The following is a 12,608-nucleotide window of genomic DNA, read 5'->3' as shown; positions in this document are numbered from 1 at the left end:
ACCCCTCCGGCTCAGGCCCGGCCGCGCCGCCGCACGCCCAGCACGAAAATGCCGAGCAGAAGGACGCTCGCCAAAGCGGCGGCGGCGGCGAATTCGGGCACGGGCCGGAAGTCCGCGCCGTCGATCAGCAGCGAAGCGGCGACCGGGCCGATGGCGAGGCCGAAGAGCTGGGCGGCCGGCACCAGCAATACGGCGTTGCGCGTCTCGTCAGCGGTGATAGCCAGCCGGATCTGGTAAGGCACGATGAAGAGCAGGATGAAGCCCATCACCAGCGCCACGGCCCAGAACAGCGAAAGACCCGGGCCGGACGCAAGCAGCAGCGAGCTGATCGCCGCGACGATCGTGATGACAGTGATGGCAAAACGATAGTCGATGCGTGCCTCAAAGCTTGTCGCGGTCATCGCGCCGAGCACCTGCGCGGCAAGGCTCGCCGAAACCATCAGGCCGACGGTGCGGCCATCGATGCCGAACTGCGCGCCGATGGGCTCGAGAAAAGCCCAGACGGCGCCGAAGAACATGAAATAGCAGAAGATCGACAGCAGCGCGGCGATCGCCGGCACGGTCGCCACGTTGGCGAACTGTTCTTGCTTGGGCAGGTCGGCATAGTCGTCGGGCACGGTCCATGCCACGACGAGCGAAAGCAGACAGACGATGCCGAGCGCGATGAAGCCGCCGGCCGAGCCCGCTCTCGGCACGGCAAAGAGCGCGAGGATCAGCGCCAGCGCGCACTGCGCCAAGGTCTGCAGCGTGACGAAATAGCCGCCGATGCGCTCGGCCCGGCGCGAGCGGGCGATCAGCTCGGTTGCGACAGCGACAAGCCCGCCCTCCGCCAGGCCAGCCAGCGTGCGCGCGCCAATCAGCGCATTGGGGCTGCCGGCATAAGCGGTCCAGACATTGGCGAGCGCGAGCAGGACAAGCAGCACCGTGCTTTTCCAGCGCATGTTGCGCGCCGGCAAGAGCATCGCCACCACGCCCGAGCCGATAGCGATCGCGATCATCTCGGCGGTAGCGACCAGCGCCAGCTCGTCGCCGGTGACATGGCCTTCGCTGTAGAGCGCACCGAGCAGCACCGGCTGCAGTCCGAGGATGAGGAGGCCGACCGAGCCGATCCACAGCGCCGAGGCCAGCTGCAGGCCCGTCGGATTGCCGACAAGCCAATCGCCATTTTCCGCCTGCACGGCTTGCGATGCAGTCACGAGGCGCTCTCCCTTGCAGCTCGCTCGAAAAACTGACAAGTTGTCAGTATTTGACGGAACTGATACTTGATCATGTTTCTTGTCAACCGCGAATTCGCGGCTTTCACGAGATTTGGCGCATGACGCAGACAAGGCGAACAGCGACGGAACCGCGGCGCAGGCCGAAGCAGGAGCGCAGCCGTGAGCGCATCGACGCGATCCTCGCCACGACCATGCGACTGATCGGCGAGAAGGGCATCGACGCGGTGACGATGAAGGAAGTCGGCGCGCTGGCCGGCGGGCCGATCGCTACCGTCTATCATTACTTCCCCAGCAAGTCGGCGATCCTGGCGATGCTCTATGAGCGGTTCTCCGAGGAAAGCCGCGCACGCTTCGGCGCGATCATCGCCAGGATAGCCCGGCTGGACGACGTGACCGCCGCGGCCGACCAGCTGCTCGACGATTATCATGCCCGTGTCGCCGCGGACCCAGCCATCCAGGACCTGCAGAACGCCATCCAGGCCGACAAGGCGCTGCAGCATCTCGACATCGCCGAGACGAGGCAACAGGCGAAGATGTTCTGCGATAAGGTCGGGCCGATGCTCCAAGCGGAGCAGCGCGAGGCGTTCGGACGTGTCGTGTTCCTGATCTTCCAGCTCGCCGGCAGCGTCGTGCGGCTGGCGCTGACACAGGACGAAGCGGAGGGACGGAGGACGATCGAGGATTATCGGTCGATCATCCATACGCAGTTGAAGCTGTTTTTGTAGCCGACGCCATACTCGGGGCCGCGCCTGGCTGCCTCAGCCCGCTTCCCGCTTCGGCCCCAGAATCTCCACCAGCCAATCCACAAACACTCTCACCCTTGGCGAAAGCTGGCGGCTCGGCGGATAAAGCACCGAGATCGGCGTCGGTGTCGGCGGATTGTCCGGCAGCACCTCGACCAGCCGGCCCGCTTCGATGTCGGCGGCGAAGCGGCGGCGCGGCGCCTGGTAGAGGCCGAAACCCTGGCGCACGAGCGTGGCGGCGGTGTCGGAATTGGAGACGGTGACGCGCGACGGCAGCACGATCTCGCGGATCTTTCCATCGACGGTGAACTCCAGCGGCATCACCTGGCCGGTGCGGGACGAGACGAAGCCGATCATGACGTGCCCGGCAAGCTCGTCCAGAGTGCGCGGCAGGCCGTAGCGCTCGACATAGGCGACGCTGGCAACCGTCGCCTCGCGCGCCATGCCGATGCGGCGCGCGATCATGTCGCTGTCGGGCAGCGTGCCGGCGCGGACCACGCAATCGACGCCTTCGCGCACCAGGTCGACGAAGCGGTCGCCCTCGCCGATATGCACGCTGAGCCCGGGATAGCGGGCGAGCAGCGCCGGCAGTTCCGGAATGACGAAGGTGCGGGCCATGTTGCCGTTGATGTCGATGCTCAGACGTCCGCGCACCTCATGCGCGCCGAAGCCGCCCTCGGCATCCTCGATGTCGGCGAGGATGCCGATGCAGCGCTGGTAATAGGCCTCGCCGTCCAGCGTCGTGGTGACGTGGCGCGTTGTGCGCCTCAGCAATTGCACGCCGAGCCGCTCCTCGAGCTGCTTGATCGCGGCGGTGGCGCTGGAGCGCGGCAGGCCGAGATCGGCGGCGGCCGCGGTGAAGCTGCGCCGTTCCACGACGCGAGTGAAGAGCCGCATGCTGTCGAACCGGTCCATCGCCGATTGTTCGCACAGACTGAATAGTGTTGGCAATCCATGGCCGATTATATCGATCAGGCAGGCGAGTATATGCATCTCCATCCAAAAGAAGGAGATTCGCCATGACCACTCGTCCCATTGCTCTCATCACCGGCGGCAGCCGCGGCCTCGGCCGCAACACCGCGATCCACCTTGCCCGGAGGGGCGTCGACGTCATCGTCACCTATCGCTCGCGCGCCGAGGAGGCGAAGAGCGCAATCGCCGAGATCGAGGCTGCCGGCGGTCGAGCAGCGGCGCTTGAGCTCGACGCCGGCGCCGGCGCCAGCTTCCCGGCTTTCGTTGAATCGCTGAAAAAGACCCTTCGCGAGATCTGGCAGCGCGACCGCTTCGACTATCTCGTCAACAATGCCGGTACCGGCCTGCGCAAGATGATCGCCGAGACGACGGAAGAGGAATTCGACACGCTAATGAACATCCATCTTAAGGGCGTGTTCTTCCTTACCCAGGCGCTGCTGCCGCTGATCAACGACGGCGGCCGCATCATCAACATCTCGAGCGGGCTCGCCCGCTTCGCCGCTCCCGGCTCGTCGGCCTATGCAATGATGAAGGGCGGCATCGAAGTCTTCACGCGCTACCTCGCCAAGGAGCTCGGGCAGCGCGGCATTACCGCCAACACCGTGGCGCCCGGCGCGATCGCCACGGACTTCAATGGCGGCCATGTGCGCGACAATGCCGAGATCAACCGCATGGTGGCCGGCGTCACCGCGCTCGGCCGCGCCGGCGTCGCCGACGATATCGGGCCGATGATCGCCTCGCTGCTGTCCGAGGACAATCGGTGGGTCAACGCCCAGCGCATCGAGGTGTCTGGGGGCATGAATATCTAGACGATCGGTCACTTGACCTGGCGGATCAGTCCTTCGAAGCCGTCGGCAAGATTGGCATTGCCGGCGGCGATGAAGCTCGACAGGTTCCTGGCCCGCCCAGGGGTCTTGTTGGCATCGAGCAGCACCGCCCTGCCCTCATGCATGACGAAGTCGAACTTGCCGTAATCGAAGCCGAGCTGGCGCCGCAGCGCGCGCAGCTCGTCCGGCACGGGCACCGCCTCGCGGCGGATGGTGTCGTCGCCCTTGACCAGGCTCTGCGGCGAGACATGACGGGTGCAGCGCTCGCGCTCCCCGCAGAACAGCCAGAAGCGGGCGCCAAAACCGTCCGGCTCCGGCTCGGGAATGAATTTCTCGACGACCAGATCCCGGCGTTCGAAGACCGCGGCCGGAACATCGGCGAGCGAGGCATGGATCTCGTATTTTTCGAAGGCTTGGACGCCGGGAAACGGCTCCGGCCTGCCGGCTCGCCGCGCGCCGGTTCAGCTGCTGTTCCGGCGTTCCCCGCACATACGGGCTCGCAGAACGCTGCCCGTTGCTGGTGCTGCGTTCGCCGAGGCGCCTGGACTAACGGGCGGGTTGCTCGTCGGCGCCTCGCGATGGCCGGTGCATTTCGGCCTTGCGTCTCGCACGAGAAAAATTTCGCGCCGCTGCCCCGTTGCGCGCGCCTTGACTCCGGCAACCCAGCGGCCTATCTCAGCGCCACGTTAGCACTCGCCTTTGGTGAGTGCTAACTTATATCCGGCGGCCTCGCCGGATGGAGGAACAGTTCTCACCGTTCTCATTCGAGGAAGAAAACATGGCAAAGTCCAAGTTCCGCCCGCTTCATGACCGCGTGGTCGTTCGCCGGGTCGAATCCGAATCCAAGACCGCCGGCGGGATCATCATCCCGGATACGGCGAAGGAGAAGCCGCAGGAAGGCGAGATCATCGCCGTCGGCTCCGGTGCCCGCGACGAAAGCGGCAAGCTCGTGCCGCTGGACGTCAAGGCCGGCGACCGCATCCTGTTCGGCAAGTGGTCGGGCACTGAAGTCAAGCTCAATGGCGAAGACCTTCTGATCATGAAGGAATCCGACATCATGGGCATCATCGGCTGATCATCGGCCTCACCTGAATCTTCATCTTCGGGCTCTTCCCGAGCCCCTGCCAGGAGCTAAAACATGGCTGCCAAAGACGTAAAATTCTCCCGCGATGCCCGTGAGCGCATGCTGCGCGGTGTCAACATCCTCGCCGACGCGGTGAAGGTCACCCTCGGCCCCAAGGGCCGCAACGTCGTCATCGACAAGTCGTTCGGCGCCCCGCGCATCACCAAGGACGGCGTCACCGTCGCCAAGGAAATCGAGCTTGAGGACAAGTTCGAGAACATGGGCGCCCAGATGGTCCGCGAAGTCGCTTCGAAGACCAACGACATCGCCGGCGACGGCACCACGACCGCAACGGTCCTGGCGCAGTCGATCGTCCAGGAAGGCCACAAGGCGGTCGCCGCCGGCATGAACCCGATGGACCTGAAGCGCGGCATCGACCTCGCCGTCACCGAAGTCGTCACGGCGCTCGGCAAGGCCGCCAAGAAGATCAAGACTTCCGAGGAAGTCGCCCAGGTCGGCACGATCTCGGCCAATGGCGACGAGTCGGTCGGCAAGATGATCGCGGAAGCGATGCAGAAGGTCGGCAACGAAGGCGTCATCACCGTCGAGGAAGCTAAGACCGCCGAAACCGAGCTGGAAGTCGTGGAAGGCATGCAGTTCGACCGCGGCTACCTGTCGCCCTACTTCGTCACCAACGCTGACAAGATGGTCGCCGATCTCGAGGACGCCTACATCCTGCTGCACGAGAAGAAGCTCTCCAACCTGCAGGCCATGCTGCCGGTCCTGGAAGCCGTCGTCCAGACCTCGAAGCCGTTGCTCATCATCTCGGAAGACGTCGAAGGCGAGGCCCTGGCCACGCTGGTCGTCAACAAGCTGCGCGGCGGCCTGAAGATCGCCGCCGTCAAGGCGCCGGGCTTCGGCGACCGCCGCAAGGCCATGCTGGAAGACATCGCCATCCTCACCGGTGGCCAGGTCATCTCGGAAGACCTCGGCATCAAGCTCGAGAATGTCGGCCTCAACATGCTCGGCCGCGCCAAGAAGGTGTCGATCTCCAAGGAGAACACCACCATCGTCGACGGCGCCGGCAAGAAGGCCGAGATCCAGGGCCGCGTCGCCCAGATCAAGCAGCAGATCGAGGAGACCACCTCGGACTACGACAAGGAGAAGCTGCAGGAACGTCTGGCGAAGCTCGCCGGCGGCGTTGCCGTGATCCGCGTCGGCGGTGCGACCGAAGTGGAAGTCAAGGAAAAGAAGGACCGCGTCGATGACGCCCTGAACGCGACCCGCGCGGCCGTGGAAGAAGGCATCGTCGCCGGCGGTGGCGTCGCCCTCCTGCGCGCTTCGGGCAACCTCAAGGCCACCGGCGCCAACTCCGACCAGGCCGCCGGCATCAACATCGTGCGTCGCGCGCTGCAGGCTCCGGCCCGCCAGATCGCGGCCAACGCCGGTGCCGAAGCCTCGATCGTCGCTGGCAAGATCCTCGACAACAAGGGCGCGACCTTCGGCTACAACGCCCAGACCGGCGAGTATGGCGACATGATCGCCATGGGCATCGTCGACCCGGTCAAGGTCGTGCGCACGGCTCTCCAGGACGCGGCCTCGGTCGCCGGCCTGCTGGTCACCACCGAAGCCATGATCGCCGAAGCTCCCAAGAAGGAGTCGGCTGGCGGCGGCATGCCTGGCGGCATGGGCGGCGGTGGCATGGGCGGCATGGGCGGCATGGACTTCTAAATCCAGGCTACCAAGCCAATGCATACGAAAGGGCGCCGAAAGGCGCCCTTTTTGTTTGCATTTGGAGATCCGAGTCCTCAGGCGGCACTCTCCGCCTGCCGTGCCGCCTTTCCGGCCAGCACCGCCTGCTCGACCAGCCCAGCGACCTCGTCGGCAACCGCCTGGACCGGGGCACGGTCGCGGGTGGCGCGGGCGATCACCATCAGACCTTCCAGCGAGGATTCGACCAGCAGGGCCAGCGCCTGAGCGCGCCGCTCCGGCACCCCTGCCCTGACGAATGCCTGACGCAGCAGTCCGATCCACTGCTCGAAGGCCGAGCGGCAGATTTCAACCAGGTCCGGCACATCGTTCGGCGCGTCGAGCACCACCGGCGCGACAGGACAGCCGAGCGAGAATTCGTTCTCCTCCAGCATGCGGGCCACCGACTGATAGATGTGGTGAACGGCAACGGCGGGATCGCTTTCCTCCAACAGCGCGGCGCCCAGCCGCTCCGTCACGTGGGCGACACTGGCGCGCGTCACCTCGACGACCAGTTGGTCCTTGCCGCCCGGGAAATGGAAATAGAGCGAGCCGCGCGGTGCGGCGCTGGCGCTTAGAATGTCGTTCAGCGACGTGCCGTGATAGCCGCGCTGGCGGATGAGCAGCGCCGTCGCCTCGATCATGCGGGTGCGTGTGTCCGTCGCCACGTCGACCTCTCAAAATGTCAACCTCTGTCAGGAGCGCGCATTATAGGACTTGCCCTGAATATGACAATCGGTCTACATAATATGTAAATCGGTCTACATATACCGGAGGCAAAAATGCGGACTTACCGGCTCGAGGAATTCGGCGACATCGGGGGACTGGTCATGCGCAAGGAAGCGCTGCCCAAGCCGGGTGCAAACCAGATCCTGGTGCGAGTGCGCGCCGCCTCGCTCAACCGCCGCGACACGATGATCCTCAACGGCACCTATCCTTTGGCACCCCGCGCGGGCATCGTGCCGCTGAGCGACGGTGCCGGCGAAGTCGTGGCCGCCGGCGACGGCGTCACTCGCTTTGCCGTCGGCGACCGCGTCACCGGCAGCTATTTCGCGCGCTGGATCGACGGCCGCATCCATCCGGGCGTGATCGACCAGCTCGGCTGCACACTGGACGGCGTGCTGAGCGAATATGCGCTGCTTGACGAGCAATGGGCGGTGCGACTGCCGGACCATCTTTCCTGGCAGGAGGCTGCGACCTTCACCTGCGCCGGGCTGACCGCTTGGAGCGCGCTGACGCACGCCGAGATTCCGAAGCCGGGGCAATGGGTTCTCACCATTGGCTCAGGTGGTGTTGCGTTGTTTGCCTTGCAGTTCGCCAAGCTCATGGGCTGCCGTGTGGCCGCTGTCACCTCGCGGGCGGAGAAGACCGACAGGCTGCGGGCGCTCGGCGCCGACCTCGTCGTCGCGGCGGCCGAGACACCGGAATGGGGCATGAAGCTGCGCGAGGCGACCGGCGGCATCGACCTGGTCGTCGAAACCGGCGGCCCGGCGACTTTTGCGCATTCGCTGATCGCCAGCACGCTTCACGGGCGCATCGTGCTGCTGACCGTCCAGGACCAGAACGGCAAATCGGTCGAAATCCCGGGCGCCGTCTATCAGCGCAGCCTTGTCACCATCAGCCGACTGTTCGTCGGCAGCCGCAATGGGTTGGAGGCAATGCTTGCCGCTGTGGCCACGCACCGGCTGAAGCCGGTCATCGACAAAGTCTTCCCCTTCGCCGAGGCGCGCGAGGCCTACCGCCATTTCCAGCAGGGCGACGTCTTCGGCAAGGTCGTCATCGAGGGCGCGTGATCGCCGCTTTTCCGCAAAACCAGATAGGAGATCAGCCATGACAATCCGCGAAGCCTCCGCCCAATGGCAAGGAACGCTCAAGGAAGGATCCGGCCGGCTGCGGCTGGGCAGCGGCGTTTTCGAAGGCGCCTATTCCTTCCCGTCGCGCTTCGAGAACGGCCCAGGCACCAATCCGGAAGAGCTGATTGCGGCCGCCCATGCCGGCTGCTTTTCGATGGCGCTTACCGCCATTCTCGGCGCCGAAGGCCACACGGCCGAGAGCATCCACACCATCGCCAAGGTGCATCTCGGCGCGACTACGGCCGGGCCGACGATCACCCGCATCGAGCTCGAAACTCAGGCGCGCATCGCCGGCATATCGGCCGAGGATTTCGAGCGGCTGGCGCAAAAGGCCAAGGCGGCCTGTCTCGTCTCGCGCGCGCTGGCGGGCGTCGCCACCATCACGCTCAAGGCGAGCCTCGTAGCTCAATGAAACGACAGGAGAAGATCAAATGACCCATGAACACATCATCGACATCGCCGCGGCCAAACGCTCCGCCGAGACGGCGGAAATCATGCGGCGCTACAATGACGTCTCCAGCGCCACGACCCTTCGGCACTGAACGAACTGGTGGCGCAGGACTGCGTGATCGAGAACACCACGCCGGCGCCCGACGGCGCCCGCCGCACCGGCAAGGCGGCTTGCGTCGAATTGTGGTCGGCGATCGCTACCGGACCCGGTACCCGCTTCGACATCGAAGAGACGTTCGTCGCCGGCGATCGCGCCACGATCCGCTGGCGCTTCTGGATGGCCGACGGCAGGTCGCTGCGCGGCGTCAACCTGATGCGTGTCGCCGATGGGCAAATCGTCGAGGCGATGGGCTATGTGAAAGGCTAGGCGTCGACCACCGCAACCGCATCGACCTCGATCAGATATCCAGGCGACAGGCTGGCCACTCCCAACACGACGTTGGCCGGCTTGTGGTCCCCGAACAGAGCCACGCGGGCGGCATCGATGATCGGGTAATGGTCATCGAGCCGGTAACCGACGACGTAGATCATGATCTTCGCCACGTCGTTCGGACGGGCGCCTGCGGCGGCAATAGCCCGACCGAGATTGGCGAACACCTGGCGCGTTTGAGCCGTGAAATCACCTTCGCCGACAAGCTTGCCGTCTAAGTCTTCAGGTTCCTGGCCGGCGATAAATATCAGCCTGGTGCCCTTCGCCACGACAACTTGGCTGTATGTGTCAGGCTTCGGCAGATCCTGGGGATTGATGCATTCAAGCGTCATTGCGACCGCCTTTCTTACTCGGATTTCCGGCCTTCCTCGGATTTCTGGATCTCTCGAGCCTCATCAGCCCAAAGCTCCCCCGAGGCGGCATGGGCTATGTAGAGGGCTGGCGCCAAAGGCTACCGATCGGCAAGCGCCAGCTTCGCGCCGAGCATGACGAACGCGGCGGCAAAGCTGCGGCGCATCCATGTCAGCACCTTCGGCCGCGACACGATATGGCTGCGCACCGATGCCGCGAAGACGCCGTAGATGGCGAAGACGACGAACGTCATCAGCATGAAGACGCCGGAGAGCTCCAGCATCTTGGGCAGCGCGTGCGGCTCGGTGGTGCTGACGAATTGTGGCAGGAAGGCAAAGAAGAAGATCGACAGTTTCGGGTTCAGGATGTTGATCAGGATGCCCGAGGTGATCGTTCTGGCGGTCGAGCGCGGCGCGGCGTCCTCGTCGATGCTGAGGCCGCCTTTTTCCTTCAATGTGTTCCAGGCCATGTAGAGCAGATAGGCGACACCGAGATATTTCAGCGTCTCGAAGGCGACGGCGCTTGTGTGCAGCACTGCGGCCAGGCCGGTGATGGCGGCCGCCATATGTGGGATGATGCCAAGCGTGCAGGCGAAGGCCGCGATAATGGAGGCGCGCGCGCCGCGCGAGAGGCCGGCGCCAAGCGTGTAAATGACGCCGGTGCCGGGCGAAGCCACGATGATCAACGACGTCAACAGGAATTCAATGCTCATGGATTTCCTCCGCTGCCCTGCCCGGCGGGAAGGTACCGGGAGGCGTGCAACAGGGCAAGCGGGGCGCTTTTCCTCGCCCCGCGATGCGGGGGCAAGGAAACTAGCCGACCGCCAGCCCATGCGCCGCCCTCGCCATCAGGCAGTCGCCGCCGCCGGGCATGCAGGCCCGGCAGACGTCGGGGCGCAGCTCGTAGATGCCGCAGGCCGTGTGCTTGCCCACCTCGCCGGTGAGCGCCGAGCATCGGCCGCCCTCGCAGCGCATGCCGGACTGGTCGGCCGCTACCAGCTCGGCCGGGATGCGGTCGAGCTGCTCATCCTCCTCGGTCGAAAAGCGCGGCCAGTCCGCCGAGTAGGAGCAGCAGGCGCCGCAGCTCTGACAGTCGAAGACGGCGACCGCGCCGCCATCCTCGTCGACAGACACAGAGGGCTGACCGAGCAGGCCGAGCGGCCCGGCTGTGCGACCGCCGTCCTGCGGCAAGGGCGCTACTTCTTCCTGGTCTTGCGCGGCGGCGCTTCGGCCGGCGACTTGAACAGATCGGTCGCAACCTCTGCGGGCGCATCCGGCTTTGCCGCCGGCTTGGCTGGCTTGGCCGCGGCGGGCGGAGCTGCCGGCTGGTCCTTGGCGGAGAATTTTATGGCCATGTCAGTCCTCGTCAGAAAAGCGCGATGATGGCGCATTCGGATTGCGCAAGCGGCCGATCAGCGCCGAGACCGCCGTGATGTTCATTTCCTCGGGCGACCAGTTCCTGGCGTCCTCGATGTGGTGCGGCGCCAGCTCACGATGCGTGCTGCCGCTGTAGGCGGCATCCTGATAGCTGGTGCGTTGATGGGTCCTGGCGTCTTCCCGCACATACTCAATCAGATAGTTCGGGGCTTCGGCGCGGCCGGGCACGCCAACGCGCACCTGGGCATCGCCATGCGCGCGCTTGCAGCGTTCGAGCCTTTCCAGCACTCGGCGAACATATTCGATCGGCTTGTCAAGGGTGTCGATCATATCGGCGATGGTCGCATCGGCGGCGATCGGCGTTGATGGCACGCGTTTGGCGGCCATCAGCGTGTGCCTGCCGGTTTCGGCAAAGCCTGCCCACATGATTCATTCGAGCTAGCGGTCAAAATCTTCTCCTGCCCGCAGGTTGATGCCGAAATGGCAGAGCGTCTTTCGGCCATGACCACGCACAAAGCAACATTGGCGTCGGATTAAATTGCGGACGTCCGCATCCCTGGCCTTGCAGCATCCTTATCACATCGTGGCGGACGTTGGGGCTATCCGCAAAAAGGGCAAAAAATTCGTCGGCTGCGGAACCAATGTCGTGGCGGGCCGTTTTCACTCAAGCCGTCAGCAATTCACGAGCAATCGAGAACGGTTGACGGCAAAAGCGCCTCCCGCGCCATAACAAGCGCGAGAGGCGTTTTCTGTTGTTCACCGCTCCTGATCGGTCGGACGGATAAGTATCTCGTTGACATTGACCCTTGGCGGCTGGCTGACAGCATAGAAAATCGCGTTCGCAATGTCTTCAGCGGTCAGCGCTTCCATTGTGGCGAGACGGTGTTCGAGTCCGGCCTTGGATTGCACGTTGGTGATATGATCGCCGAGTTCGGTACGCACAAGGCCCGGCTCGACGACGGTGACGCGCACCTTGTCGGCATAGACCTCGCGGCGCAGCGATTCCGAAAAAGCCACCACCCCGAACTTTGTCGCCGCATAGCCGCTGGCACCGGGATTTGCGACCCGGCCGGCGACCGAGGAGACGTTGACGATGTGACCCTTTGAAGCCTTCAGGTGCGGCAGCGCCACCTTGGTGGTCGCCATCAGGCCGACAAGGTTGAGCTCGATCATCCGGCGCCAGTCGTCTAGATCGGCTTCGGCCGCAGGAGCAAGCAGCATGACGCCGGCATTGTTGACGAGGATATCGAGCCGCCCCCATTCGGATACGACCTTGTCGACCATCGCGGTGATGTCGCCGGGCTTGGCGATGTCGGCTTCAATGGCGAGCGCGACGCCATCGGCCTGTTCGATGCGCGCAACCAATGCTTCGAGGCGATCGGCACGACGGGCGGCGACCACGACTTTCGCGCCGGCCGCGGCAAGGACCACGGCGGTGGCCTCGCCGATGCCGGACGAAGCGCCGGTGACGAGCGCGACCTTGCCCGTGAGTGGTGAAATGGCGGTTGTCATGAGAAATCTCCAGGAGCCCGGCCCGCCCCTTCACATAGGCCGCGCCGCCGGGGCTTGAAGACCCC

Annotated in this window: 16 protein-coding genes and 1 pseudogene; 7 read left to right on the top strand and 10 right to left on the bottom strand. The window is 64.8% G+C overall.

Going from position 1 to position 12,608, the window contains the following annotated elements:
* Positions 1-11: 11 nt before the first annotated feature.
* Positions 12-1,196 carry an MFS transporter gene (locus LB515_RS22125; RefSeq protein ID WP_224708965.1) on the bottom strand — a complete coding sequence of 395 codons (1,185 nt, stop codon included), beginning with the start codon at positions 1,194-1,196 and terminating at the stop codon, positions 12-14.
* Between the two features lie 119 nt (positions 1,197-1,315).
* On the opposite strand from LB515_RS22125, the gene LB515_RS22120 reads away from it, so the two are divergent.
* Entirely contained in the window at positions 1,316-1,942 is a 627-nt protein-coding gene (locus LB515_RS22120; RefSeq protein WP_224610639.1) for a TetR/AcrR family transcriptional regulator, read from the top strand.
* A gap of 33 nt (positions 1,943-1,975) precedes the next feature.
* On the opposite strand, the gene LB515_RS22115 is transcribed toward LB515_RS22120, so the two are convergent.
* Positions 1,976-2,875: a LysR family transcriptional regulator gene (locus tag LB515_RS22115; RefSeq protein ID WP_224708964.1), complete on the bottom strand. Its 900-nt coding sequence runs from the start codon at positions 2,873-2,875 to the stop codon at positions 1,976-1,978.
* A 104-nt stretch (positions 2,876-2,979) separates the two neighbouring features.
* Between LB515_RS22115 and LB515_RS22110 the strand changes: the two genes are divergently transcribed.
* Complete coding sequence (locus tag LB515_RS22110; protein WP_224708963.1) at positions 2,980-3,741, top strand: SDR family NAD(P)-dependent oxidoreductase; 762 nt, start codon at positions 2,980-2,982, stop codon at positions 3,739-3,741.
* Positions 3,742-3,749: 8 nt separating this feature from the next.
* On the opposite strand, the gene LB515_RS22105 is transcribed toward LB515_RS22110, so the two are convergent.
* Complete coding sequence (locus LB515_RS22105; RefSeq protein ID WP_224708962.1) at positions 3,750-3,950, bottom strand: hypothetical protein; 201 nt, start codon at positions 3,948-3,950, stop codon at positions 3,750-3,752.
* Positions 3,951-4,537: 587 nt separating this feature from the next.
* Here LB515_RS22105 and groES point away from each other — a divergent pair.
* Both groES and groL read left to right on the top strand, forming a co-directional pair.
* A complete protein-coding gene (gene groES / locus LB515_RS22100) occupies positions 4,538-4,834 on the top strand; it encodes a co-chaperone GroES (protein ID WP_010915433.1) in 297 nt (98 codons plus the stop codon).
* A gap of 63 nt (positions 4,835-4,897) precedes the next feature.
* A complete protein-coding gene (groL, locus tag LB515_RS22095; protein WP_095768453.1) occupies positions 4,898-6,553 on the top strand; it encodes a chaperonin GroEL in 1,656 nt (551 codons plus the stop codon).
* A gap of 77 nt (positions 6,554-6,630) precedes the next feature.
* Here the strand turns inward: groL and LB515_RS22090 are convergent, their stop codons facing one another.
* Entirely contained in the window at positions 6,631-7,239 is a 609-nt protein-coding gene (locus LB515_RS22090) for a TetR/AcrR family transcriptional regulator (RefSeq protein WP_224708961.1), read from the bottom strand.
* 114 nt (positions 7,240-7,353) lie between these two features.
* Between LB515_RS22090 and LB515_RS22085 the strand changes: the two genes are divergently transcribed.
* From LB515_RS22085 to LB515_RS22075, 3 genes and pseudogenes are all read left to right on the top strand, one after another.
* Positions 7,354-8,364, top strand: coding sequence for a zinc-dependent alcohol dehydrogenase family protein (locus tag LB515_RS22085; RefSeq protein WP_224708960.1), 1,011 nt, complete (start codon positions 7,354-7,356; stop codon positions 8,362-8,364).
* Positions 8,365-8,401: 37 nt separating this feature from the next.
* Positions 8,402-8,836, top strand: coding sequence for an OsmC family protein (locus LB515_RS22080; RefSeq protein WP_224601523.1), 435 nt, complete (start codon positions 8,402-8,404; stop codon positions 8,834-8,836).
* Between the two features lie 19 nt (positions 8,837-8,855).
* Positions 8,856-9,241: pseudogene (locus tag LB515_RS22075) on the top strand (nuclear transport factor 2 family protein).
* Here LB515_RS22075 and LB515_RS22070 read toward each other — a convergent pair.
* From LB515_RS22070 to LB515_RS22045, 6 genes are all read right to left on the bottom strand, one after another.
* Entirely contained in the window at positions 9,238-9,636 is a 399-nt protein-coding gene (locus LB515_RS22070) for a RidA family protein (RefSeq protein WP_224708959.1), read from the bottom strand. The pseudogene LB515_RS22075 and the gene LB515_RS22070 sit on opposite strands and share 4 nt — an antisense overlap.
* 119 nt (positions 9,637-9,755) lie before the next feature.
* Entirely contained in the window at positions 9,756-10,367 is a 612-nt protein-coding gene (locus tag LB515_RS22065) for a LysE family translocator (RefSeq protein WP_140840792.1), read from the bottom strand.
* A gap of 100 nt (positions 10,368-10,467) precedes the next feature.
* Positions 10,468-10,806 (bottom strand): YkgJ family cysteine cluster protein, encoded by a 339-nt coding sequence (locus LB515_RS22060; RefSeq protein WP_224708978.1) that lies wholly within the window; start codon positions 10,804-10,806, stop codon positions 10,468-10,470.
* Positions 10,807-10,850: 44 nt separating this feature from the next.
* Positions 10,851-11,009 (bottom strand): hypothetical protein, encoded by a 159-nt coding sequence (locus tag LB515_RS22055; RefSeq protein WP_181174749.1) that lies wholly within the window; start codon positions 11,007-11,009, stop codon positions 10,851-10,853.
* 1 nt (position 11,010) lies between these two features.
* On the bottom strand, positions 11,011-11,418 hold the full coding sequence (locus LB515_RS22050; protein WP_318012642.1) for a hypothetical protein: 408 nt from the start codon (positions 11,416-11,418) through the stop codon (positions 11,011-11,013).
* Positions 11,419-11,787: 369 nt separating this feature from the next.
* Positions 11,788-12,543, bottom strand: coding sequence for an SDR family NAD(P)-dependent oxidoreductase (locus LB515_RS22045; protein ID WP_224708957.1), 756 nt, complete (start codon positions 12,541-12,543; stop codon positions 11,788-11,790).
* Positions 12,544-12,608 lie beyond the last annotated feature (65 nt).

The sequence above is a fragment of the Mesorhizobium sp. CA15 genome, from assembly GCF_020165215.1.
Classification (GTDB): Bacteria; Pseudomonadota; Alphaproteobacteria; order Rhizobiales; family Rhizobiaceae; genus Mesorhizobium.
Note: the sequence above shows the minus strand (reverse complement) of the source record. Positions and strands in the feature narration are given on the sequence as shown.